At 42.4% G+C, this 26,359-nt stretch carries 19 protein-coding genes; 10 read left to right on the top strand and 9 right to left on the bottom strand.

The window, feature by feature from the left end:
• The first annotated feature begins 14 nt into the window (after positions 1-14).
• The 3 genes from ACGE0T_RS03815 to ACGE0T_RS03825 are packed head-to-tail and all read left to right on the top strand — an operon-like array spanning position 15 to position 4,096.
• The gene (locus ACGE0T_RS03815) at positions 15-353 is read left to right on the top strand and encodes a hypothetical protein (protein WP_459189214.1); all 339 of its coding nucleotides are present in this window, start codon (positions 15-17) and stop codon (positions 351-353) included.
• Between the two features lie 21 nt (positions 354-374).
• Positions 375-926, top strand: coding sequence for a DUF3575 domain-containing protein (locus tag ACGE0T_RS03820; protein WP_459189215.1), 552 nt, complete (start codon positions 375-377; stop codon positions 924-926).
• Positions 927-955: 29 nt separating this feature from the next.
• Entirely contained in the window at positions 956-4,096 is a 3,141-nt protein-coding gene (locus ACGE0T_RS03825) for a tetratricopeptide repeat protein (RefSeq protein ID WP_459189216.1), read from the top strand.
• Between the two features lie 93 nt (positions 4,097-4,189).
• On the opposite strand, the gene ACGE0T_RS03830 is transcribed toward ACGE0T_RS03825, so the two are convergent.
• Positions 4,190-4,783, bottom strand: a complete 594-nt coding sequence (locus ACGE0T_RS03830; RefSeq protein WP_459189217.1) for a DUF4251 domain-containing protein — start codon at positions 4,781-4,783, stop codon at positions 4,190-4,192.
• 216 nt (positions 4,784-4,999) lie between these two features.
• Here ACGE0T_RS03830 and ACGE0T_RS03835 point away from each other — a divergent pair, with 216 nt between their 5' ends.
• The 7 genes from ACGE0T_RS03835 to ACGE0T_RS03865 all read left to right on the top strand — a co-directional run bounded on the left by ACGE0T_RS03835 (position 5,000) and on the right by ACGE0T_RS03865 (position 14,855).
• Positions 5,000-5,713, top strand: coding sequence for a 2-phosphosulfolactate phosphatase (locus ACGE0T_RS03835; protein WP_459189218.1), 714 nt, complete (start codon positions 5,000-5,002; stop codon positions 5,711-5,713).
• Between the two features lie 10 nt (positions 5,714-5,723).
• On the top strand, positions 5,724-6,755 hold the full coding sequence (locus ACGE0T_RS03840) for a Gfo/Idh/MocA family protein (RefSeq protein ID WP_459189219.1): 1,032 nt from the start codon (positions 5,724-5,726) through the stop codon (positions 6,753-6,755).
• A 123-nt stretch (positions 6,756-6,878) separates the two neighbouring features.
• Positions 6,879-7,427, top strand: a complete 549-nt coding sequence (locus ACGE0T_RS03845) for an RNA polymerase sigma-70 factor (RefSeq protein WP_459189220.1) — start codon at positions 6,879-6,881, stop codon at positions 7,425-7,427.
• Positions 7,428-7,517: 90 nt separating this feature from the next.
• A complete protein-coding gene (locus tag ACGE0T_RS03850) occupies positions 7,518-8,519 on the top strand; it encodes a FecR family protein (RefSeq protein ID WP_459189221.1) in 1,002 nt (333 codons plus the stop codon).
• Positions 8,520-8,687: 168 nt separating this feature from the next.
• The gene (locus ACGE0T_RS03855) at positions 8,688-12,197 is read left to right on the top strand and encodes a TonB-dependent receptor (protein WP_459189222.1); all 3,510 of its coding nucleotides are present in this window, start codon (positions 8,688-8,690) and stop codon (positions 12,195-12,197) included.
• 15 nt (positions 12,198-12,212) lie between these two features.
• Positions 12,213-13,979, top strand: coding sequence for a RagB/SusD family nutrient uptake outer membrane protein (locus ACGE0T_RS03860; protein ID WP_459189223.1), 1,767 nt, complete (start codon positions 12,213-12,215; stop codon positions 13,977-13,979).
• Between the two features lie 30 nt (positions 13,980-14,009).
• Positions 14,010-14,855: an endonuclease/exonuclease/phosphatase family protein gene (locus ACGE0T_RS03865; protein ID WP_459189224.1), complete on the top strand. Its 846-nt coding sequence runs from the start codon at positions 14,010-14,012 to the stop codon at positions 14,853-14,855.
• Between the two features lie 175 nt (positions 14,856-15,030).
• Here the strand turns inward: ACGE0T_RS03865 and thrC are convergent, their stop codons facing one another.
• From thrC to ACGE0T_RS03905, 8 genes are all read right to left on the bottom strand, one after another.
• Complete coding sequence (gene thrC / locus ACGE0T_RS03870) at positions 15,031-16,344, bottom strand: threonine synthase (protein WP_459189225.1); 1,314 nt, start codon at positions 16,342-16,344, stop codon at positions 15,031-15,033.
• Positions 16,341-17,546 carry a cofactor-independent phosphoglycerate mutase gene (locus ACGE0T_RS03875; protein ID WP_459189226.1) on the bottom strand — a complete coding sequence of 402 codons (1,206 nt, stop codon included), beginning with the start codon at positions 17,544-17,546 and terminating at the stop codon, positions 16,341-16,343. Before ACGE0T_RS03875 ends, thrC begins: the two co-directional genes overlap by 4 nt.
• Before the next feature lie 120 nt (positions 17,547-17,666).
• Entirely contained in the window at positions 17,667-18,026 is a 360-nt protein-coding gene (locus tag ACGE0T_RS03880) for a four helix bundle protein (RefSeq protein ID WP_459189227.1), read from the bottom strand.
• A 127-nt stretch (positions 18,027-18,153) separates the two neighbouring features.
• Positions 18,154-20,589, bottom strand: a complete 2,436-nt coding sequence (gene thrA, locus ACGE0T_RS03885) for a bifunctional aspartate kinase/homoserine dehydrogenase I (protein ID WP_459189228.1) — start codon at positions 20,587-20,589, stop codon at positions 18,154-18,156.
• Between the two features lie 410 nt (positions 20,590-20,999).
• A complete protein-coding gene (locus tag ACGE0T_RS03890; protein WP_459189229.1) occupies positions 21,000-22,295 on the bottom strand; it encodes a TolC family protein in 1,296 nt (431 codons plus the stop codon).
• A 15-nt stretch (positions 22,296-22,310) separates the two neighbouring features.
• Entirely contained in the window at positions 22,311-23,870 is a 1,560-nt protein-coding gene (locus ACGE0T_RS03895; protein ID WP_459189230.1) for a DHA2 family efflux MFS transporter permease subunit, read from the bottom strand.
• Positions 23,867-24,895: an HlyD family secretion protein gene (locus ACGE0T_RS03900; RefSeq protein WP_459189231.1), complete on the bottom strand. Its 1,029-nt coding sequence runs from the start codon at positions 24,893-24,895 to the stop codon at positions 23,867-23,869. The genes ACGE0T_RS03895 and ACGE0T_RS03900 overlap by 4 nt, the downstream gene beginning before the upstream one ends.
• Positions 24,896-24,971: 76 nt before the next feature.
• Positions 24,972-25,901 carry a DMT family transporter gene (locus ACGE0T_RS03905; RefSeq protein ID WP_459189232.1) on the bottom strand — a complete coding sequence of 310 codons (930 nt, stop codon included), beginning with the start codon at positions 25,899-25,901 and terminating at the stop codon, positions 24,972-24,974.
• Between the last annotated feature and the right edge of the window lie 458 nt (positions 25,902-26,359).

A 26,359-nucleotide genomic window follows, 5' to 3' on the forward strand; every position in this document is an offset into this window, starting at 1 on the left:
AATAAAAAAGAAATATGGAGATTCCGGAATTAGTAATGGATAAAGAGCGTAAAAACCTGTATCACATTTACTTGTTTTATATGAATGATACGTTTTGGGCCTTTGGATATTCCGCTTATTACCTGAGTATCATATACCCGGTATTGGAAGCCACTAAAGAGGCCTTAGAAGATCATGGAGAGTATATGCCTTGTGTACATGTCCCTGAGTCATATCTGTTAAAACTCTCGGATTTCTATAATACATTGGTTTCGGACACATACATACAGATTAGCGCTCCGCCTATTGCCTACTGCTATCGGAAAGCCTATGGTGAATGGTGCGGAAAACTGACTAACAGCCAACTAATATAAACTCCTTATATTGAAACATCAATGAGACGATTCATACGATATTGTTTATTATCTTTTATCCTATTGTTTGCAGGTAGTCTTACGACTCACCTGCATGCCCAGTTTTATTCGGTGCAAACCAATACGTTGAAATTGGCCACTACCACATTCAACGTGGAAGGAAGTATGCTCCTAAGCGAACACTGGACCATAAATATGGGGATTTCGTATAATCCCTGGAATTTTAGTGATACGAAGAAAATCAAACACTGGTTGATCGAACCGGGTGCCCGATACTGGCTTTGGCAACCTTATGCCGGTAATTTTATTAGTATGTATGCCATGGGGGCCCGGTACAACATGGCTTGGAGCGGTGAATATCGTTATCAGGGTTGGGGATATGGTGCCGGAATGACTTATGGACGTACCTGGTTGCTCGGTAAACGATGGAATCTGGAAGCAGAAGCAGGTCTGGGTTTGTTGATTTCTCCTTATACCAAGTATCGCTGCGAGCATTGTGGGGACAAAGTCGGATCAGGAACCTATTATCTTCCGGTACCTAAGCTTGCACTGAGTTTGGTTTATCTGTTCTGAGGTCTGTACTCAGGCTAACCTATGGATTTATGAAAAGTACAAAGAGCATCTGCATCTTATTCTTTATGGCAATAGTTACTGCTTGTTCTCCGTTCGGAAGGCTGTATAAAGAACAACCCAGAGTAACGCTGGCATTGCCTGCAGGACAGCGTGTAAACCCACTTGCTGTTGTGAAGCAAGATACTTTGGTGCACAGTACCGTTAACCCGGATTTTATATTTGTCACAGCCACGGGTGATTCCGTACCTGTAGGTGTATCGGCCGAGTGGGACAGTATCAATAAAGAGAATATCAGCACTGTCATGATGGATGAAATTGTGATTTCATCACGATCTGTACGTAATACAGCCGAACGGGATGGAAAAATCAATGTGGAGTTTGTAGTAACGGTTCCCAAGGAATTGCAGGCAGAAAACTGGATGGTTAATATCCGGCCTGTCCTGCTGAAAGGTGACCTGCCTGATTCATTGAGAGAGCTGCGCTTTACCGGTTCTAAATTTCGTGAACAACAGGAAAGGGACTATCGGCGTTATGACCGTTTTCTGGAAAACATTATCCCCGATTCGGTTAATTTTTACCATACATTTGTCAACTATCATGCTTTCGAACGTTATCTGGAACGACTGAAATGGTATCAGCGCGGACTGGAGCGTCGCTGGGCTATACTTGATGTCAAAAAGCGCCGTCCGGACCAGCTGTTGCAACGCTTCGATTTTTTTAATAAGAAAGCTATCCGGCTTGATACGTTGCTGAAACAGCGTATGCAATCCGATGCTTACCGGATGATAGACCGGCAGCAGTGGCAATATAACCAGGCCTGGGAGCGTATGAACGATACGGTACGCTATCTGAACAAATATTTGCCGGAACGTTTTCGTTTTTTCAATATGCGTGCGGATCGTCTTACCGATAAACTCCGTACCCGTTACCATAATAAAATCGAATATCAAAAGCTTTCCATGCCCGGCGATTCGACAAGGTTATGGAGTAATTATGTAGCAAAGGTTGCGCGTGGGAACCAAAAGGCGGAAGAGCTGATAGCCCGTAAAAGATATTTCTATGAGCTGGCACTGAATTCTTCTGTTAATTCTCCGTACCGGCAGGAGAGGTATCCCGGTGGGGTAAATCCGGAAATATACTATCCGCGTTTTATCTTTTTTAATGAAAAAATGGAAAGGCTGAGTGCAGGATTATATATGCATTACCGTATAAAAGGGGCACGTGCGGAAAGCGGGCAGGGAATTAAAATGCTGAAAGCCCTGATAGCCGGCAAAGATACCACTTCAGCTTATCTGAACCGTAGCCAGTTGGCAGAGAAGTACACGAAAAGGTATCGGAAAATAAAAAACTTTTTCCCGATGTATCATTTCCGCCGTCCGGAAGCCGATATGCTTCCTCTTTCATGGATAGCCGGGAAAGCAGACACTGTGCCTACCCGCAGGATGCTTCTTTCACAGTTCTCGGAGAAGGATATTTATGATTATTATCAAAAACAGATTCGTCCGGATACGCTTTTACCGGATACGGGAAGTATCCGGAAGCAATATGCTTCGCGTTTCAATTTCCTTTATAATTTCCTGCCTGTATACACGTTCCGGCGTGAAATCCCGGACTCTGTTCAACGGCACATCCCCAGCGTGAAAGTAGTACGTGATTTTAAATACAGCCTTTTCGACTCCGCATCTACCATAAATTACTATACGAAACGTTATGAACATTTTCGGGCTGTTTATCCGCAATACCGCTTTATGCGCCGGCTGTATAATATAAATCCTCCTGCCATGAGGTATGCCGCCCGGCAGGAAAAGATCGGAAAGTGGATAGACCGCATCAGTTCGGTGGATTCGGCCAGTTTGGTCAAGATGTTTTATAATACGCAGAAGATTGCACGTAATGAGGCACGTAAAGCGATGCGGGATGAGAAATTCCGGGACATCGTACGTTTTCCTTTTAATTCCGAAGCACGTCTCGATACGGTGATTTATGCTGCAGGACAAGTATATTTCCTGTACTCCGAAAATATTCAGGCCGATGAAAATTCATCCCGGATGAAAGTCTATCTGACAGGTGATGTGGTAAGCAGTACCGGTACCAGATATCCTTTACCGCTCTCGGACACGCTGACTTATCTGGTCAGTTCGATGATGAAGTTTGTGGATGAATCTCCCCGGTATGTCCGAAAGATTGTAACGCGGGATGCGGAAGCCAATGTGAGTGTCGATTTCACCTTTCCTAAAAATAAGTTCAAACTGGATAGTAAAATAGAAACCAACCGGGAAGGATTGAAGAAGATATATGACTTGAGTCTTGACTTGATGACAGATCCGGTCTACAGGATAGACAGCCTGACCTTATTTGCCACTTCTTCTCCGGAAGGAAACTGGAAAATCAACGGTGAAATAGCCCGGAAACGTGCAGAGTCTATCCGTTCTGTTTTGGAACGTGATTTTGCTATGCTGTATGATTCTTTGGCTATCAATACCAGCGTTGAGGTCGATGCCTCCGGTAAAATGATCCAACTGGAAACTGCAGATGAGATACCAAATCTGCCGAAACTTGTCAAGATACGGACTATTCCGGAAGATTGGGACAAACTGACTCGCCTGATAATAGCAGACCGGAATTTTGTGGGAAACAAGGAAGCCGTCCTGAAACTTATCTGGAAAGAAAACGAACCGGACCGCCGCGAGTATTTAATCAGAATACGTTATCCAAAAGAATATGCATATATGTATGATAAATTATACCCGCTCGTGCGTTCGGTAGATTTTCATTTCAGTCTTTCGCGGAAAGGTATGCGGCAGGATACGTTGTACACTACGGAGCCGGATACTACTTATGCCCGAGGGATGGAGTATCTGAAAAAGCGTAAATATGAACAGGCACTCGAAATATTGCGTCCGTATGCAGACCGGAATACGGCGTTGGCATATATGTCATTGGGATATGATAAAGCTGCTCTCCGTATATTTGAGACGTTACCTCAACTTGCTGAAATTAAGTATCTGCAAGCCATTTTGCAGGTGCGTTTGGGAGAAGAAAAGAAAGCGGTATTATTATTGCTCAGTGCAGCAGAAATGGATGAAAAAATCAAGTTCAGGGCTAATCTCGACCCGGAATTGTCTGTATTGGTGAAAAAATACGGATTATTTCAGGAAGATGATTTTTGAGAGGGAATGAGGGACTATTTAATGTTGTTAACCTATCTAAAAGAGCCGGCTCCCCTTTGGGAAAACCGGCTCTTTTTTAGTTTAATTGTTTACTTAATAGGTTGTACCCTGAAATACGTTGGATTGTGAATAAGGGAGCAATGTTCCGGTCATAGTCAGATCGTTGCCTGAGAAGTTCGGATCGACAGTTACCGTTGCATTGTTTGTTGCGCTAAACAATACCAGATTGACTGTTGCGGAAATAAAGATACCCTGTACGTTCATGGAAAGGTAAACATTGCCGTTATTCTCTTGTTTGATCTGGATATTTGAAGCACTGCCCTGTACGGTGATACCTCCTAATCCGTTAGGACCGGGATAAGGGGAGTTGGAAGCAATCTGAACCATCGCCTGTCCGTCGTTCAGTGAAACGAAGTTTGTGTTTGAATTGACATAATACACACGTCCGTTCAACGGTTGTACGGAGTTGGCCTCCAAAACGAATGATTTGTTTGTGATTGCCTGCATGGCATTGTTGAAAGCCTCTTCACCCATCACTGAGTCCTTTTCAAGCCGTGCTTCTCTTTTTTCTTTTCTTTCCAGTTTCTTTTCTGCTTTTTCAGCACTCTTGCTACTTTGAGCCTGAACCTGTGTCATACCGCCTAATACGAAGGCACACACCACCATTAAAGATAAAATTCTTTTCATACGATTTAGTTGATTTAGTTTAAAACGTTTTTTTAAAATGTATAGAAAAAACAACCTAATAAGGAAATTGTTCCTGCCCGTATGGGAAATACAGATATAATAACATTCTGTTTGAGTATTTACGTTAATCCGTCAAAGAGTTATTCAAAGTTGTCTGTTCTGGACTGTTTTAATGGAATAATCCTGTATTTTTGTAGTAGATATAAGATAAAAAGTATGAAAATAGACGTATGTTTTTCGCCGGCTTTGTATCCGGTATATCATAATCCGGAGGCTGTCGTCGTCGTGGTAGATGTGTTTCGGGCAACGACTACAATGGCGGCTGCTTTCGGTAACGGTGTGCACAGTATCCGCCCGGTAGCAACCATAGAAGAAGCGCAGGCTTATAAGGAAAAGGGGTGGCTGGTTGGTGCGGAACGCAATGTGAAACGTTGTGATTTTGCGGACTTCGGCAATTCTCCCCTGGATTATACGCCTGAAAAAGTGAACGGGAAAGATGTGGTGTTTACAACAACCAACGGAACGCGTGCCATTACGATTGCACGCGATGCCTACCGGGTAATAACAGGGGCTTTTATCAACTTGCAGGCAGTAGCCGGTTATTGCCTGGCGCATAAACGTGACGTGGTTGTATTATGTTCAGGCTGGCAGGATAAAGTGAATATCGAGGATACCCTTTTCGGTGGGGCGCTGGTCGAAACTTTATTGCAGACCGGTTTGTATGAAACAGGCAGCGATGCGGCTGTGATGGCCCGCGATATGTGGAACACAAACAAGCAGGATTTGATGGCTTATCTGGAACCGACCGACCATATGGCACGCCTGAAAGCAAACCATCTGGAAGATGCCGTTCCTTATTGCCTGACCTTAAGCAGTACGGATAAGGTCCCAGAACTGTCTATCGAGAATGAAATATTGATACTAAAATAATATGCTACGAATGGAAAAACAACCGGACAAAATACGCTTCGGCGTTATAGGAACGAATTTTATTACAGACTGGGTACTTGCCGGGGCACGGCAGGATAAACGTTTTGAGCTGGTAGCCGTATGTTCACGGAAACAGGAAACGGCAGATGCATTTGCAGCCAAACATCAGATACCCTATACCTTCACTTCCCTGGAAGAAATGGCAAAAAGCCCTTTGATTGATGCTGTTTATATCGCTACTCCCAATTTCCTGCATGCAGAACAAAGTATCCTTTGTATGAAGCACGGCAAGCATGTATTATGTGAGAAGCCTTTTGCTTCCAATGCAAAAGAAGTCAGGGAAATGATTGCCGCATCTAAAAAATATAATGTCACCTTGATGGAGGCAATGAAGCCTACTTTAACCCCGAACTTCCTGTCTGTCCGCGAAAATATAGCACAGGTAGGTACGATCCGGCGGTATTTTTCATGTTATTGCCAATATTCTTCCCGTTATGATAAATTTAAGGAAGGCATTGTTTTAAATGCCTTTAAACCGGAGCTGTCTAACGGAGCGATGATGGATATAGGTATATATACGGTCTATCCGATGGTGGTATTGTTCGGCCGCCCGAAAAAGATACAGGCATCCGGTGTGGTGCTCTCTTCCGGTGCAGATGGGCAGGGTGCTGTTAATTTTGAGTATGACGGGATGAATGCCACAGTGCTTTATTCTAAAATAGCCAATTCCTCATTACCGACGGAAATACAGGGGGAGGATGGAAATATCTTACTGGACCGTATTAATATCATCGGCAAAGTGACCTTTACGCCTCGTCCGGTGGCCGCTTCAGGCAAAGGACCGTCAACGGAACCGCAAGATATCAGTGCCGTTACGGATAAAGATGAATACTTTTACGAAGTGGCAGAGTTTATCGACCTGGTATTAGCCGGTAAACGCGAGTCTGCTATTAATAGCCATGAAAATTCCCTGATAACATTGGAAATTATCGATGAGGTCCGCCGCCAGTTGGGCATTGCCTACCCGGCAGATAATAGATAAATAACAGGTGTTTTCCAGATATTATGACTCTCGGAAAAGTATTAAACATGGATGTTCATCATGTATATTCATATTTTTTTATATATGTTTGCATGTGATGTGTTAGAGCAAGGGAGTGAATAGATGGATAAAATAACAGATGACTTATTTATTCTGAATTTAATAAAAGCAGGGGATCATTTGGCTTTCAAGCATTTGTTTGAGTTATATTTCCCCTGTTTGTGCCGTTTTATTCGCTTATATATCAGGGAACCTGGAGTTGCAGAAGATATTGTATTGGATATATTTGCGGGAATATGGGAAAAACGGGAAACCCTGCAAGTAGAAATCACTTTGAAAGCCTATCTATTTCAGTCGGTACGTAATAGGGCATTGAACTATTTAAGAGATAATGACCGTTTTGTTACGTTAAATGATTTTTCTTCATTGGAACGGTTTGAGAATGATGATACTTTTGAGATAAAAGAGCTACAGCGTTTGATACAGGAAGCAATTTTGTCTTTATCCCCTAAATGCCGGGAAGTATTTAATAAAAGCCGGACGGAAAACTTATCGAATAAAGAAATCGCCTATCAACTAAATATAACGGTAAAAGCCGTAGAGGCGCAGATAACCAAAGCTTTAAAGCAAATACGAGCTTACTTGGGAGATGCTTATTCTTATTTGTGGTAAATCTTTTTTTATAATCTTCAAAAAAACATAAAAAATGGAGTAGGGTTCTATTCCTTTGATGTGTCTTACTGTAAAAAGAAGATTTATTTTATGCACAAGAATATACCATGGCAATTAATTATCTCCCATTTGAAAGGGGAAACAAGTGAAGAGGAAAAGCAGTTTTTTCAAAAATGGCTGCTTTTAAATGAAAATGCTGCTTTGTTTTATGAACTGGAGACTTTATGGAATGATATTCGCGAAGAGGCTTTGTCTTATGAGCCGGATACTTCCTATTATTGGCAACTGTTGGAAAATAAAATGAATAGTAAGGGAACTTGCAGGAATGTGGTATCCTTACGGAAATACCGTATGGTGGTGGCGGTTGCTTCTGTTTTGTTGATAATCTCACTTACTTTTTCAGCCTTATATGGAACCGGACATTTTAATGGTTATCCGAATACCCGCTTGGTTTATTCGGCATTAACCGGAAAATCGAAATTATTGCTACCGGATAGCAGTACGGTTTGGTTGAATACAGGTTCAACATTAGAGTATACGTCAAATTTTTCGGATAATCGTGAGGTTTCGTTGAATGGGGAAGCCTTATTCGATATAAAGAAAGACGAACAGCATCCTTTTATTGTTAATGCCTCGGAAATGAAGGTGAAAGTACATGGTACGCGTTTTGATGTAAATTCTTATCCTGGAGAGGATAATATTTCAGTAACACTCTTCCGGGGGTCGGTATCTGTTGCTGCGGGAGGACAGGAAACTTATTTGCATCCGGGAGAAATCGTTCAGTTGAATAAGAAAGATAAAACCTTGAATGTGGGACCGGCTGATGTTTCTTTCGAATCTTTCTGGGCAAACGAAAGTATCCGTTTTGAGGCAAAGTCTCTCCGTTATATCGTCCGCTATCTGGAAAAATGGTATAATGTCAAAATAGATGTGGATGCAGCTGTTCCGGATACCTTGGCATATACATTTACCGTTAAAAACGAATCATTGGAAGTCATTCTCCGTATCATGTCGCGTATCAATCCGATTTCATACGCGTTTGATGAGAACGACCATGTGAAAATAACATATGTGAAACCCCTAAAAAAGTAATGCCTATGAAATAATACGGACTATATAATAATAACAGAAGGCCTAAGTAAACACTTAAGCCTTCCCAGGGAGCAAGCTCTCTAATTTAAATAGAATCATTCACAGTCTGCTGTTCAAATTTGGCCGTTTGTGCAGACTATGAAGTTAACTTTAAATTCATACAAATATATGAAGAATAGAAAACAATTTACTAAAAGAAGGGATTGTTTATTGGTTATATTTTTTCTTATATGCTTTTCTTTCCGTTTGTTAGCTTCTGAGGCAACAGATAAAAAAATAACAATCTCATTTTCAAACATACCATTGAAAGAGGCTATCCGGAAGATAGAGCAAGTAAGTGGTTACACATTCTTTTACGACAGTAATAAGACAGACCTGGCACAAAAGGTTAGTTTGAAAGTTTCCGACCAGCTTATTGATGTGGCTTTACAGTCCATGTTGAAGCCAACCAACCTCGAATTTGAAATTACGAATAAGCAAATTGCATTATTTATTAGACCCGGGATAGTAGCGCAGGCTAAGAAATCGTTACATAAGGTAACAGGTATGATTGTGGATGCCTTAGGAGAACCTGTTATCGGGGCAAATGTTTTGGTAAAGGGCTCATCTAACGGTACGATTACTGATTTGGAGGGTCGTTTTTCTATCGAAGCATCGGATAATGATGTACTGCAAGTCTCTTATATCGGTTATCTGGCACAGAATATCCCGGTTCAAGGTAAAAAAAATCTGACTGTAACGATACGTGAGGATACCCAAAAGCTGGAAGAGGTAATTGTGGTTGGATATGGAACACAGAAAAAGGTAAATCTTACCGGTGCGGTAGAACAGGTGACCAGTGAGGTGTTTGACAATCGTTCCATTTCAAATGTTACCCAGGCTTTACAAGGAACAATTCCCAATCTGAATATTACGATGACGGATGGCAAGCCGACCCGTACAGCCGAATATAATATTCGTGGAACCACATCTATCGGGCAGAAAGGTAGTGCGTTGGTTTTGATAGATGGCGTGGAAGGCGATCCCAGTATGTTAAATCCGAATGATATAGCAAGCGTATCTGTCTTAAAGGATGCTGCCTCTGCTGCAATTTATGGTGCGAGAGGCGCCTTCGGTGTTGTGCTAATTTCTACAAAGAATCCGTCAAAAGACAAGACTTCGGTGACTTATTCCGGTAATTTCACCGTGAAATCACCTACAAAAGTTCCGGATGTAGTAACAGATGGCTATACATATGCCAAATATTTCAATGAGGCGTGGAGTGCATATTATGACTATTCACAAACTCCGCAGAATATAAATAAGACGCTGAAGTTTTCACAGGAATATCTGGAGGAACTGAGACGTCGCTCAGGAACGCCCGGATTGCCGGAAGTCGAAATCGGACCGAACGGAGATTATGTATATTATGGTAATACGGATTGGTATAAAGAATTGTATAAAAAATCCACATTTGCCACGGACCATAATATTTCCGTTTCCGGAAGTAGTGGAAAGAGCAGTTTCTATGTAACCGGTCGTTATTATGGGCAGGACGGGTTGTTCCGTTATAATACGGATGACTATAAGTTATTCAATTTGCGTGCAAAAGGCTCGATACAGGTATTCGACTGGTTGAAAGTAGATGATAATCTGGAATATTCCAGTATGAATTACCATAATCCGTTGAATGTAGGTGAAGGCGGAGGTATCTGGCGCAATATAGCGGATGAAGGACATATCTTGTCTCCGATGTTTAATCCGGACGGTACATTAACTCATTCGGCTGCTTACACAGTAGGCGACATGTGGTATGGAAAGAACGGTATAGATACGGACCAGCGAATTTTGAAGAACACAGTAAGTGCTACTGCAAGTTTCTTTAAAAACAAATTGCGGATAAAAGGAGATTTTACTTTCCAGAATACTGATAACGACCAGACCCGAATCCGGGTACCGGTTCCTTTTAGCCGTCGTCCGGGTGTAGTGGAATATGTAGGCTCTTCTAAAAATGATATCCAGAATACAAATAAGACAACTACCTATCTGGCAAGTAATATCTATGGGGAATTTGAGGATACCTTTAAAGATAAACATTATTTCAAAGCAATGCTGGGATATAATTATGAACAGTCCCAAATGAAGAACGTCAATGTGTTGAGGAACGGTTTGATTTTTGACGATGCTAAGGATATGAATATGGCTCTTGGACAGACTATCAATACGGGAGGGGGATATTCGAAATGGCGTTTGTCCGGAGGCTTTTTCCGTTTGAACTATGTGTTTGATAATCGTTATTTATTGGAGGTGAACGGACGCCTGGATGGTTCTTCCAAATTCCCGTCAGATTCCCAATATGCATTTTTCCCATCTGTCTCTGCAGGTTGGAGAGTTTCACAAGAACCTTTCTGGAAAGTTCCGGAAGAAGTATTTTCCGATTTGAAGATACGTGCATCTTACGGTTCTTTGGGAAATGGTAATATTGACCCGTATTCATTCCAGGAACTGTTTAAGATTCAACAGTCTGAACGGATATTAAATGGAATACGCCCGCAGTATACCAGTCAGCCGGCTGTAATCCCTCTAGGCCTGACCTGGGAGAAATCGACCACATTGAATTTGGGATTGGATTTATCGTTTTTGTCAAATCGTCTGCATTTCTCGGGTGATATATATCAGAGAAAGACTACCGATATGTTTACGGTAGGGATGTCTCTTCCTGCTGTTTTCGGAACGGATGTCCCAAAAGGAAACTATGCCGACCTTACCACAAAAGGGTTTGAATTAAGTGTATCTTGGCGAGACCAGTTCCCGTTGGCTGGTAAACCGTTTAATTATGAGTTACGTTTCACTCTCGCTGATTATCAGTCGACAATAGATAAATATAATAATCCGGAAAAGAAATTAGGTGACGGTTATTATTATGAAGGAATGAAAGTCGGAGAAATCTGGGGATATGAGACGGAAGGATTTTTCACCTCGCAGGAAGATATAGATACTCATGCGAAGCAGCCTTATTTTTATGCGGGTGCTACGGCTGGACAATGGTTACCGGGTGATATCAAGTTTAAAGATTTGAATGGAGACCGTGTGATCGATTATGGGAATAATACGGTAGACAATCCCGGAGACCAGAAAATTATTGGTAATAGTGAACCCCGTTTCATCTATAGTTTTAATTTAAGTGCCGACTGGAGAAATTTCTTTGTTTCTGCTTTTTTCCAGGGTGTAGGTAAGCAGGACTGGTGGCCGGGCTCGGAGGCTTCTTATTTTTGGGGAATGTACAATCGGCCTTATAACGATATGCCTAAATCTCATTTAGGAAATATCTGGAGTGAAGAAAATCCGGATACTTATTTCCCGCGTTTACGAGGTTATGCCTCAGAAGAGCCTTATGCGGAATTGAATCTGAAACAAACACGCTATTTACAGAATATAGCTTATATCAGGATGAAGAATCTCCAGATTGGCTATACGTTGCCGCGTAGCATCGTCTCAAAAATCAGAATGCAGAATGCTAAGGTGTATATTTCCGGGGAAAATCTTTGGAGCTGGTCTCCTTTCTACAAACATTCGAAGGATTTGGATGTCGAGGCTGTGAGAGGATCTGATAAGGATTTGACGGAAGGTAATTCCGGAAACGGATACAATTATCCCATATTGAAAAGTATTAGCTTCGGTTTATCAGTTACATTCTAATTAAAGAGATACATTATGAAAAAGATAATATATACAATAGGTGTCGTAGCTCTGTTCTCTTGTAACTTGGATGAAATTCCTGTATCAGAGGTAGCTAAGGATCCTGTATTCAGTACTGAGAATGGTTTGGAATTATATTCCAATTCCTTTTATGATATATTGCCCAGCCCTTCCAGTGCACATCAGGCGGATAATATGTGTGATTATGCGGCACGGGCATTGGTTCCTTCTTTTATTATGAAAGATGCGTATGGTCCGCAACAAAGTGACGGATGGGAGTGGGAGAAACTCCGGAACGTGAATTATTTTATTCAGAATTGTACGGATAAGAAGGTATCGGAAAGTGTCCGGATGAATTATCTGGGGTTAGCACGTTTTTTCCGTGCCTGGTTTTATTTTGATAAAGTAAAACGGTTTGGGGATGTCCCTTGGATTAATAAAGCAATGGAAGTCGATGATCCCGATTTATATGCAGGGAGAGACGCACGGACTTTGGTTATGGATTCTGTATTGGCGGATTTGAATTTTGCCTGTGAATATATCACGACAACGAATGACCCGAATAGTTCCTTGATTACAAAATATGTGGCACAAGCCTTTAAATCGAGAGTATGTTTGTTTGAAGGTACTTTCCGTAAATATCATACGGAATACGGACTGACTGAGACAGCAAGCACTTGGTTGACGGAAGCAAAGGATGCAGCAGAGAATGTGATGAATCATTCCGGGTTTAAGTTGTATACTTCAACCGGGACGGAAAAGTCTTATCGGGATTTGTTTATCAGTAAAAAGCCTGTGTCATCGGAAGTGATGTTGGCTGCCGTATGCGATCAGTCGCTGAGTGTCCTGAATGATGCGAACTGGTATTGGACAAGTGCGACTTATGGGCCTCGCCTGAACCTGATCCGGACATTTGTGAATACGTATCTGAATATAGATGGAACTCCTTTCACCGATAAACAGGGGTATGAGACAATGGTTTTTATGGATGAAGTGAAGAACCGTGATAAACGCTTGCAACAGACGATACGTATGGGAGACTACAAACGTATTGACGGCGGAGTTGAAACTCCTGCTCCTCCTGTTTTTTCTTATACCTATACCGGATACCAACCTATCAAATATAGTCTGGATGATGTATTTTATGATAGTGGAGCGAATAATGACAATTGTATTCCTGTAATTCGTTATGCGGAAGTGCTATTGAACTATGCGGAAGCGAAAGCCGAACTGGGTTCTTTAACTGATGAGGATTGGAAAAATACAATTGGAGCTTTACGCGAGAGAGCCGGTATAACAGGAGGCCTGGATACAAAACCGGTAAAAGCGGATACCTATTTGCAAACGCACTATTTTCAGGAAATAACAGATCCGTCCTTGCTTGAAATCCGTCGTGAAAGAGGCATAGAGTTGGTGTTTGAGGGGTTGCGTTTCAGTGATTTGTTACGTTGGAAGAAAGGCGATTTGATGACCATGCCGTGGAATGGTTTTTATGTCCCGGAACTGGATAAGCCAATGGATTTGAATGAAGATGGCATTCTGGATGTTTGTTTTACAATGAACGAAAATGTGGAGAATCCTGTATCTGGAGTAACGTATATTGTGGTATCGGAAACAAAAGCGGGTAAAGTGAATCCCCAGCGTTTATCTGGAAATACAAAAGGTGAATTGACTTGGCTGAACAATATCCCCCGTGTATGGGATGATAAACATTATTTATATCCGATTCCGGAAATGGATATAATCATGAATCCTAAATTGGAACAAAATCCGGGTTGGTAACGAATCTATACAACTGAAATAAACGAAAGTATGAAAAGAATATTTTTAGCGATTACACTGCTTTTTGCAGCATTCATATTAGCACATGCGGAAAACAAAGAAGTTTTGAAAATCGGAACTTTTAATTTACGAATGGATACTCCCTCGGATGGAGATGATTCCTGGTCGCATCGAAAAGGAATGGTCAAAGACTTATTGCGTTTTGTGGATTATGACTTGTTTGGTACGCAGGAAGGCTTTAGTCACCAATTGAATGATATCCTGCAATTGGGTATCTATAAATATATTGGTGCAGGAAGGGATGATGGAAAGGATGCAGGTGAACATTCCGCCATATTTTACCGGGCAGATCGTTTTAACGTATTGGAGCAAGGTAATTTCTGGTTGTCGGAAACACCGGATAAACCGGGTTTGGGCTGGGATGCAACTTGTTGTAACCGTATTTGTTCGTGGGGTAAATTTGAAGATGTGAAAAGTGGAAGGCAATTCTATTTTTTCAATGTCCATTTCGACCATGAAGGAGTTGTTGCCCGCCGGGAATCTTCCCATTTAATGATGAAGCGTATCAAAAGTATAGCTGGGGATATGCCTGTTTTCCTGACAGGGGATTTTAATGCATTCCCAACGGACGAGCCTATACAAATACTCGATAAAAGCGGTTTCCTGAAAGATGCTTATAAGATTACAAAAGAGCCTCCTTTCGGCCCGGTGTGTACCTATCATGGGTATGACAGTACGGTAAAAACAGACGAACGGATTGATTATGTCTGGGTAACCGGCAATATCGCAATAGATAAGTACGGGGTGTTGACCAATACATTGTATGGCCGTACTCCTTCCGACCATTTTCCGGTACTGGTAGTTGCCGAGTTCTAAAAGAGGATTACAATTCTTGATTTATAAGGACCCTATTTCAGGCAGCAGAGGAGTGATATTTGATCTCCCTGTTGCCTGATTTATTGGATGGGTTTAGGATAAAACACAGAGCCATTTATACCTGATAACGGGTCATAAATGGCTCTATGTTTATTTGAAGAAGTTGGTGGAACGATTACTGTTCCATCAAATAGGCTTTGAAACCTGCAAAGTCTTTCTTAAGCTCGATGCTTTGTTTTTCTCCTTTCATAAATGCCTGTAATTTGGCAGGTATCTCGATGTCTGTATCCAGAATCTTATCGACCGTGCCTTTAAACTTGGCGGGATGGGCTGTTTCCAGAAATACCCCGGTTTCGCTGGCGCTGAGTTTATTGTCTGTTAAAGCCTGGTAACCGCATGCTCCGTGAGGGTCCAGGATATATCCCGTATTGCAGTAAACCTGTTTCATTGTGGCGGCAATTTCTTCATCCGTGTACCGGTATCCTTTTATCAGGGAAGTGATTGCAGTGTGCGGGTCTTCCTGTTTACCGAATAAATCCATGATACGTGCGAAGTTGCTCGGATCGCCTACGTCCATAGCATTGGCAATGGTCGGAACGGAAGGACGCGGGGTGTAAACGCCGGAACGGAGGTATTCGAGGAAGACATCGTTCCGGTTGTTGGCTGCGATAAACCGTTTGACAGGCAATCCCATCCGGTGGGCGAATAATCCGGCAGTGATGTTCCCGAAGTTCCCGCTGGGGACGGATACAACCAACTCATCGGCTTTTCCGGCTTTGTCCAGTTGGGCATATGCGTTGAAATAGTAGAAGGACTGCGGAAGGAAACGTGCCACATTGATGGAATTGGCGGATGTCAGTTTCATATGATTGTTCAACCCGGCATCCATAAATGCGGATTTAACCAGCGCCTGGCAGTCGTCGAACGTCCCGTCAATCTCGAGTGCCGTGATGTTCTGTCCTAATGTAGTGAACTGGCATTCCTGTATGGGGCTGACTTTGCCTTTGGGGTACAGCACATAGACATGGATGCCCGGGACACCCAGGAACCCGTTGGCTACCGCACTGCCCGTATCGCCGGAAGTGGCCACCAATACATTGACTTGCTTCAACCCTTCTTTTTTGATGAAATATCCTAACAGGCGTGCCATGAAACGTGCCCCCACATCCTTGAAAGCAAGGGTGGGGCCGTGGAAGAGTTCCAGACTGTAGATATTGCCGGCTACATGGACGGCAGGCGTGTCGAACGACAAGGTGTCTTTGACAAGGGTATCCAATGTATCCGGCTCTATATCGCTGCCGAAAAATGCCCGGGCAACGGTACAGGCTATTTCGTGGAATGATTTATTTTTTAAGCCGGCTATGGCTTCTTTATCCAGTTTGTCGATGTGCTCGGGCATGTATAAGCCCTTGTCGCCGGCAAGTCCCTTTACAACGGCTTCTTCCAGTGAAGCGGCAGGGGCTTGTTTGTTGGTACTGTAATACTTCATGATAGTAATTCTTTTATAAATTGGTCTTTTTCTAAAATGCCGTACTTCCCGTTTTCTACGGAGAACTCGTCGAAGCGGGTTACGCTGTCCGGTTCCTGTCCCGGTTTATAAATCAGGAAAGGCACAGGGATGTTGGTATGTGTACGGATGGAGCAGGGGGTAGGATGGTCCGGCAATACGGCAATGGCAACCGGTTCGTCCCATTTCTGCAAAGCCTCGTATAGAATGCCGACGGCACGTTTGTCCAGGTTCTCGATTGTCTTTATTTTGAGTCCGACGTCGCCTTCGTGTCCGGCTTCATCGCTTGCTTCGATATGGAGGTAAACGAAATCGTCTGTTTTCAGGGCTTCGAGGGCTGCTTGCGCTTTGCCTTCGTAGTTGGTGTCATAAAGTCCGGTAGCTCCTTCTACGGTGATGACTTTCAGGCCGGCATAGACGCCGATACCCCGGATTAAGTCGACAGCGGATATAACCGAGCCGCCATTGAATCCGTACATCTCCTGCATTGTCTGCATGGCCGGACGGTATCCTGGCGACCAGGGCCATATGCTGTTGGCCGGGTCTTTTCCCGAAGCGATACGTTTTTGGTTGACCGGATGGTTTGCCAGTATTTCCTGGGATTTCAGGATAAGCCCGTTTAATAAATCGGCTGTCTCCTGTGCTTCCGCTACTTCGGCTTTCACCATCAGCGGACGGAAGGGATGCAGGGGTACATCGTGGGGCGGCGTACAGTCCAAACGTTTATCGCCGCCTTTTATGACTAAAAGATGACGGTAGGAGACGCCTGTATAAAAGTGCACACGGTCGGAGCCGAGTTTCTCGTTCAGGAATTGGATAAGTTGGTCTGCCTCCCGGGTTGTGATATGCCCGGAGGAGTGGTTTTTCAGGATGTCTCCTTCCACGCAAACCAGGTTACAGCGCATCGCCATTTCACCCGGTTTGAGTTCGTAACCGATACTGGCTGCTTCCAGAACGCCGCGCCCTTCGTATACGGTGGGCAGGTCGTATCCTAAAACCGCCATATTGGCCACTTCACTTCCCGGATGAAAACCGTCGGCTACCGTTTTTAACCGTCCGGTAACTCCCAGCTTCGCCAGTTTGTCCATGTAGGGAGTCTCTGCATATTGCAGCGGGGTCTTGCCTCCTAAAGCCTCTATCGGCTCGTCGGCCATTCCGTCTCCCAGAATGATAAGAGTCTTCATGTTAGTTGACTTATTAGTTGACAGTTGACAGTTGACAGGTGACAGTTAGGCTTCGCGCTCGGTGTATAAATTGACTGAAAGCCGAAAAATAACTGTAAGCTGTCAATTGTTCTCTGTTTGTCAGCTGTGGATTGAATTGTTTTTACTTGTTTTTATAATGCTTATTGTTAATCTTATTAATTCCCTGCAATCGTCAACAATAGAGACGTATTCGGCATTAGTAAGAAACTGAGTGTCTTTTAGGAGCGTAATCCAGTATTCGCTTTCATTTGCCTCCTTTAAAGCTATGTTTACTTTACTGATGAAATCGGCACGGGATTGTGCTTGCTCGCTTTCCTGTAATAAAGCTCCGATAGCTGTACCACTGCGTAAGAGTTGCTTTGATAAAACAAATTCCTTACGCTTACATAAAACCTTATAAAGGTTCACAATGCGTATTGCAAACTTATACGCTTTCTCTCTCGTAACGTTTTTTTTCATAAAGCTTGGTATGGTTTTAGTTGACAGTTGACAAGTGACAGTTGACAGTTAAGCTTCGCGCTCGGTGTACAAATCGGCTGAAAGCCGAAAAATAACTGTCAACTGTCACCTGTCAACTGTCACCTGATCAGATGTTTGCAATTGATATTATATCTGCGAATACGCCGGCTGCCGTAACATCGGCTCCTGCGCCGTATCCTTTTATAATCATGGGGTATTCGTGGTATCTTTCGGTGGAGATCATGATGATGTTGTTGCTGCCTTCCAACTCGTAAAAGGGGTGGTGGCTGTCCACTTCCTGGATATCGATGGTGCAGGTTCCGTTATCCATGGTGGCAACGAAACGGAGACGCTTGTTTTCGGCTTCCAGTTGTTTTCTTTTTGCTTCAAATTCTTCGTCCAGGTTCCGGATGTTTTTCCAGAAATCTTCGAGGGAACCTTCAAAATAGGCACTGGGGATGAATAAGTTGCATTTTACATCTTTCTGCTCTACCTTGTATCCGGCTTCGCGTGCCAGGATAACCAGTTTGCGGATAACATCCTTGCCGCTCAGGTCGATACGGGGGTCGGGTTCCGAGTAACCTTCTTCCTTTGCCATTTGTATGGCACGGCTTAAGGGGATATCGGCGCTAACCGTGTTAAAGATGAAGTTCAATGTACCGGATAAAACAGCTTCCAGCTTGGAGATATGGTCGCCGCTGTTCCGCAGGTCGTTCATTGTGTTAATAATAGGAAGACCGGCTCCCACATTCGTTTCGAACAGGAACTTGATGCCACGATGGCGTGCTGTCTCCTTCAGATTCATATAATTATCGTAGGGGGAAGAGGCAGCCAGTTTGTTGGCAGCTACTACGGAGACGTTGTTGCTTAATAACTCTTCGTACAGGTGTGCTACTTCTGCATTTGCCGTACAGTCTACGAATACGGAGTTGAATATATTCATTTTCAGAATTTCGTCCCGCAGGTGTTCCGGTGTGCTTTCCTGACCGTTTTTCTTTAACTCGTCGATGCAGGTTTCCATGTTCAGCCCTTCGCGGCAAATGAGCGCATGTTTGCTGTTGGCGATACCTACGACATTCAGTTTCAATCCGTTCTGCATCAATTTCGGTTGTTGGATACGGATTTGTTCCAGTAAATTACCGCCTACCGTTCCAACTCCGGCGATAAAAAGGTTCAGAACCTTGTATTCGGACAGAAAAAAGGAATCGTGGATGGAGTTCAATGCTTTACGCAGATACTTCAGCTTGATAACAAATGAAATATTGGTTTCTGAAGCACCCTGTGCACAGGCTATCACACTGATACCGGCACGTCCCAGCGTACCGAACAATTTGCCGGCAATACCCGGAGTACGTTTCATGTTCTCGCCGACGATAGCTACGGTAGCCAAATCTTTCTCCGCAACCATGTCGCTGATTTCCCCTTGTGCACGTTCAAGGGCAAACTCTTCGTTAAGCACTTCTACAGCAAGTTCTGCATCCGCATTACGGACGGCGAATGTCGTATTGTTCTCGGAGCTTGCCTGTGATACCATAAATACGCTGATACCGCTTTTGGCCAAAGTCTTAAAGATGCGGTAGTTGACGCCGATAACACCAACCATACCCAATCCCTGCACTGTAATCAGGCAGGTATCGTTGATGGAAGAGATACCTTTGATAATTGCTTTTCCTTCTTCTTTTACCTTTTCCTTGGAGATATAAGTCCCCGGGGCTTCCGGATTGAAGGTATTCAGGATACGGATAGGAATATTTTTATGATATACCGGATAAATCGTAGGAGGGTAGATAACTTTTGCTCCGAAGTTACATAACTCCATTGCTTCCGTGAAAGTCAACCGGTCGATTACGTATGCCGAGCTGATTACACGTGGGTCTGCCGTCATAAAGCCATCCACATCCGTCCATATTTCCAGAACAGAAGCATCCAGGGCGGTAGCCAGGATAGATGCCGTATAATCGGAACCACCTCTTCCCAAGTTCGTAACTTCACCGTTTTCGGCACTGGAAGAAATAAAGCCGGGAACCAGTGATACTTTAGGCAACGGGTTGAAAGTTTCCTGTATCAGTTCGTTGGTCAGCTCGAAATCGACAATATGTTTGTTAAACTGGCGGACAGTTTTGATAAATTTACGGGAATCGAACAGCTTTGCATCTTTGATTACATTGGAAACGATTAAAGAAGAAATGCGTTCGCCGTAGCTGACAATCGTATCGGATGTTTTTGCAGAAAGGTCATTAATCAGGTATACTCCTTTAAATATATTGCCCAGTTCATCCAGTAAGTTCATTACTTGTTTCTGGACTTCAATCCGTTGTTTTTCATCCGGTATAACCCCTTGTATAACGTCGAGGTGGCGGGTGATGATTTCGGAGTATTCCCTTTCGTAACCGACATCTCCTTTGGCCGCCATGGAGGAGGTTGCAAGTAATTTATCTGTAATGCCGCCAAGTGCGGATACGATAACGATTACAGGCTCTTCAATAGCCTCTACTATTTTTTTTACACTAAGGATGCTGTTAACGGAACCTACGGATGTTCCACCGAATTTCAATACTTTCATCAGTACGTATTTATTTAGGATGACAACAGGCCAAATAGCAATGGAGCATTGTAAAGGATAAAAATACAAGCCACGCCTGATTGACGGTTGTCCGTATTTTACTATTATATAAATCTGATTGTGAATAAGGAAATGAATGCAATACGATGATTGCCACAAAGTGGGACCTGGTCGCCACAGTTGTTTATTTGCAAATATTAACCCCCCAAGGGGTCATCAATGCCCATGTGTAATATGTAACACAAATAATAGTCATTTGCAGAATTTTCTTCTGTTTGTTTTTACGGCAGCAATATTACACAATATTTTTCAGATGCAAGCATTTTTTTGATTGAAAGTTGAAAAATGATAGCAAAAAGTGTAATCTTGCAGCAAGAGGGCATGTGTATAATGAAAAGATAAATAAAATCTTACCAGATTTGGATTCCTGTGCTTACTTGCAATTTGTAATAATTTACCAGGTAATTGATGCGTGACTGTAGCAGTTGCAGTTTACTGCTTGAAAAATTTGTCGAACTGGTTAGTAGTTCGAGGTTTGTGATGCTTCCTGCTTTGTAATTTACCTTGGCTTGTGCGTATGCTTTTTCTGCTAGGGCGACTTGTTCGGTAAGCTGTTTTATCTGTTCATAGTTGGATTGCAGCGTATAATAGTTCTCGCTAACCTGTTGGCGGACTTGTCTTTCAACCAGATCTTTCTGGTATAAAGCGGAATTGTAGGCGGAGTGGGCGAGGGATGTGCTTTGTTTGCGCCGTCCTCCTTCATATAAAGGAATGGAAAGGGTAACGCCTGCTTCATAATTCAGTTTCATCCGGTCTATATGTATCGGATAACCGTTTTTTGCTCCGGCGGAAGCGGCTAAATCGAGAGATGGGTTATAAGCTCGGCGGGCGGCACTTTCTTCCAGTTTGGCGATGGCTAATTGTTTGTCTGCAATTTGTAACTCCGGACGTGAGGTATAAGCTATAGTAAGTAAATTATCCAAGGAGGTTAAATTGCTTTTTATTTCAAAGTATTCGTTTAAAGGCATAGTCTCTGTGATTAAGGTATCGGCCAGGACGGATAATTGTGTTTGTAATGTATGTAGATTACTGCTTAATTCCGTCAATTGGGTATGGATTGATGCTTGACTGACTTGTGTATTTAATAGATCGAAGGAAGTTGCCGAACCGGATTTAACCCGGATTTCTGCTTGGCGCAGCATCTCTTCGTAATCTTTTAGTTCCTGATGTTTGATTAAAATTGCTTGTCGGGTAAAGCAGTTCATATAATATAATTGTATGGTATTTAATGCCAAAGACTGGAATAGTTCTGTTTGTTGCAGTCGGGAGAGTGTTTCTTTTTCTTTGGCTGCTTCTATTTTGGGACGGTTCTTGCCAAAGTCATAGATGAGTTGGCGGAGTGAGATACCTGCGTCATAATTATTTTTAGGGCTGAATGATAAGTCCATCTCATCAAAATGTACCGTTGCTACCGGCTCGATACGTGTATAAGAGGCGGATGCGTTTAAAATGGGAAGTAGGGCTGCCCGTGCCATTTTTATATTGTAGCCAGCACTTTTTACTGCTTCTTCTGCTTGCTTAACTGTGGGATAAGTAGTCATAACCCGCTGGATAGTGGCATCCAGTGTCAGGGTGTCTTTTACTTGTGCCGGAGTCTGATACGACAGGCATAAGAATAATATTATAATGTATAAAGGCTTTGACATTTTATATGATGTTTTTTATTTGACTTTCTTTATTTGTTTTACCCGGTGAAGCCATATAATAGGTAACAGGCAAAGCAGGGTAACGATGAATGCAATAAAGAAATCATCGTTAATCCCTCCGATATAGGCTTCCAGGTCAAGGCGTTTGACAATCATTTGCTCGGCAAGCGTTTGGGCTGTCTGTGCTGTTGCACCTGCTGTTTGCCGGGCAAAAAGGCTTAAGTTTTCGACGGTTTGCTGATATACTTCTCCGGTGTAGTTTAATGCTTCACTGTAACGTTGGGTATGGTAACCAGTACGTTGTGTCAGGATATGGCTGAAAATTGCCACTCCAAAGCTACCTCCCATCTGCCGGATAATGTTGGTAATGCTGGATGCCTGTGCCATCATATCGCTTTTGATGTTGGCAAGTGATAATGTTAATAAAGGGGTAAACAGGATTCCCATCCCTATGCCCCGTAGGTACAGGCTCATCATGATATACCATTTCTCTGTCAGGAAAGACAGGAAAAAGTTTAGATAGAAACTGACAGCCATCAGGATAAGACCGGCTGCAATTAATATTTTAGGATTGATTTTTTGTCCTAAGGCTCCCGCTGTGGGAGAACAGAACCCCTGGATAATACCGACCGGAATAAAGAACATTCCCGCCTGAAACGCAGAATATCCTAAGTTATTCTGTAGGTAAAGCGGTATAAGGAAAGTACTCCCGAACATACCGATACCGAAAATAAATATCATTAGGTTAGACAAGGCGAAGTTCCTGTCTTTAAACACTCTGAGATTTATTAATGGATATTTTACTGTCAGTTCAAAATAGATAAAGAGGATGAAAACAACGGCTGAAATCCACATGGAACCTAATACAACCGGACTGTTCCAGCCTTGTGTATTGGTGGATGAATTAACTTCAGAGAGCCCATACATAAAGAGGGGCAGAAAGATACCGGAGGTAATAAATCCCGGAACATCAAAAGGCGGTGGTGTTTCCGCCTTATATTCTTTTTGTAAAATAGCAGTAATGAACAGAGCAATAGCTCCTACTGGTACGTTTACATAAAAGATATAGTTCCAATTCAGATTATCTACCAGGTACCCACCGATAGACGGTCCGAAAGAAACGGAAGCGGCAGAAGCGATTGCCCAAAATCCCAATGCCATACCCCGTTGTTGCGGGGGAAAAACATTACTGACAATAGCCATGCCTACCGGCATGATGGCACCGCACCCGAAACCTTCTATCACCCTCCAGAAAATCAGTTCTTCGATAGAGACAGAATTTCCACACATGAAAGAACCGAAAGTAAACAATAACAGCGACAGGAAATAAATCCGTTTGTAACCGAAGCGGTCGGCAAGCCATGCTGCTGCCGGAAGGATACTTGCAATAGCCAGCATATACCCGGTTAATACCCATTCAGCTGTATTAATACTGGCACCGAGCGTTCCCATAATAGCCGGTAAACCTGTGTTTACAACGGTCGAGTCGAGAACTGCCATAAAGGTACCAATCATGATATTTCCTAATACCAGCCATTTATAGCTTCCTTTCTGTATGTCGGCAGAGGAACTCATTCTTTTTCTTTTATGATTTTGACAGTGGCAGACATACCTGAAACTAATTTAGGCTTTACTTTCTCTCCGGATTTTCCGGAGATATGGTCTATCGATACTTTTAAAGGGACACGTTGTGCTACTTTTGTGTAGTTTCCTGAGGCATTGTTGGGTGGAATGAGTGAAAATTCCGAAGCTGTATTCGAACCGATATAAAATATTTTTCCGGAGAAAGTTAAATCCGGATAAGCATCTAATGTAAAGGTTGTGGGTTGTCCCAGGTATATGCTATTGAATTTGGTTTCTTCCAAGTATACGGCAACCCATATATCTTTGCCTTCGTTAATCGTAAAGAGGGTTTGTCCGGATTGGACAATATCGCCGGGTAGTGACCAACGTTTGGCTATGACTCCATCTGCCGGTGCTGTAATCCGATAGTAGTCTAAGGTAACACGGACCGACTCAATGGATGCACTTGCTGCATTGATCGCAGCTTCGGTTGAGGCAATTTGGGCTTTGACTACATTAATCTGATTTTTAGCGACACTTACTTTTATTTGATTGCTTTTATAAGCTTCTTCCATATTTTGAAATGTTTCCTGCGAAATAGCATCCCCTTTATATTGAGTCTTTGCACGTTGATAGTTTAATCCTGCCTGTTCGAATGCTATTTCCGCCAGTTTCAGGTTGTCTGTGGCAGTTCGCAGGTTTTCTTTATTCAATTTGAGGGAGGCAGAGAGTTGTTCGCGTTGTGCAATGGTTTCTTGAAGTTGTGCAACGATATTTGTACTGTCCAGTTCTGCCAGTAGCATACCTGCTTTTACAGTATCACCTTCCCAGGCATATAACTTTAACAGGGGAGCCATTACACGGGAGGCAACGCTTATCCGAAAGCTATCCAGATTGGCATCGTCCGTTGAAATATATTTCCGGTAGTTCCACCACCAGAGGACTGCTGCAATAATAGCGCATGTTAATACGATAATTAGCCATATCAGGCTTTTGTTTGACGTTTTTTTGTTGGATAGGCCAGTTGTTGTATCCATAGATTTAGTTTTGTACAATTTTATAGTCCTAAAACAAACAAATTATACAAAAGTTTTTGATAGGATACAGCTTAACTTAATCTACATCTGTTCTTTCTTTCTCCAGATCTTCCCGGCTCTTACTTTGTGTTACCAGGTATACTCCCACAAAAACAAGGACTGCGGATACTATTTTTTGTAAAGAAAATGTATCCTGCCCGATCATTACTGCAATCAGGGATGCTATAATGGGTTGTATATAATTATACATGCTGACGGTGGTAGGGCGTATCCGTTTTAATGACATGGGGATGAGTAAATAAGGAAGGAATGTTGCTCCGAAAAGAACATAGAACAAAGCTGAAAGCGCCGTCCAGTTCCATTCTATCTGATGGAAAACGGGAGCGTCGAGGATATGTTGATAAGTGATCGGGAATAATGTCAGTGAAGTAAAAAGAAACATCCATTTCATCATGGTAATAGATGAATATTTCAAGGTCAGAGGTTTGGATAGCACCAGATAGATGGCGTACATTAATCCGCTGACAATTATCATAAGATCCCCATCCAGACTGCTGCTTGTCTGGACTGTATGTGTGGAAGACAAAACAAGGATGACTCCTCCGCTTGCACCCAGGAATACACCGAATGATTTTTTTCTGGTAATAGGTTCTTTTAATATCAATGCGGCTAATAACATGACAAAAATAGGAACGGAAGTGGCAATAATAGAAGCATCAACCGGTGAAGTCCGGTTCAATCCTACTATAAAAAGTCCCTGGTTGATTCCGACTCCACATAAAGCACAGATAAAAAGCATGCCTAAATCTTTTAAGGGGACTTTTTCTTTTGCTGTAAATAAAGAAACCATCCAAAACATGACACAAGCAAAAAGCATACGCATAATGGTAAGCCCTTCAGGTGGCACATGCGTGGGTAGTAAGTATTTGGAAATTGGCATATTAACAGCAAACAAAATGTTTGTGATCAAAATTAATATGTGTCCTTTTAATTTTTCTCGATTCATAGTAGCAATTGTATAGATTTGGAGGAAGCAAAGATACGATTTCTGATTTGTTTGGCTCTAAAAGTTATACTTTTTAATCTAAAGTGTCATTTAAGGATTTATTAAGGGTCATGGAAAAAGTTCCATGTATTGTATCTCCCATGGAAAAAACTGATATGTAAAAATTATAGTAGATTTCTGTTATTTTGAGATTATATTAGGTATAAAGTTGGTAAGTGATATTTTTAAACTCTTGGAAAAGCATAGGTGTTTTTTTATATAAATTTTGAATATTAAGGTATGCATGGAGTTGTTTTGATGAAAAATATTTCTTGCTGTATGATTATTTTATATTCATTTGAAAGAAAATCATTACTTAAAAATAACGAAATTTGAAATTAGGATTTGTATTTCATAAATTACATAATTATAATAAGTCTGCTGGATTAATTTTATTAAATATTGTTATGCATGCTTTG

This window comes from Parabacteroides sp. APC149_11_2_Y6 (genome assembly GCF_054506995.1).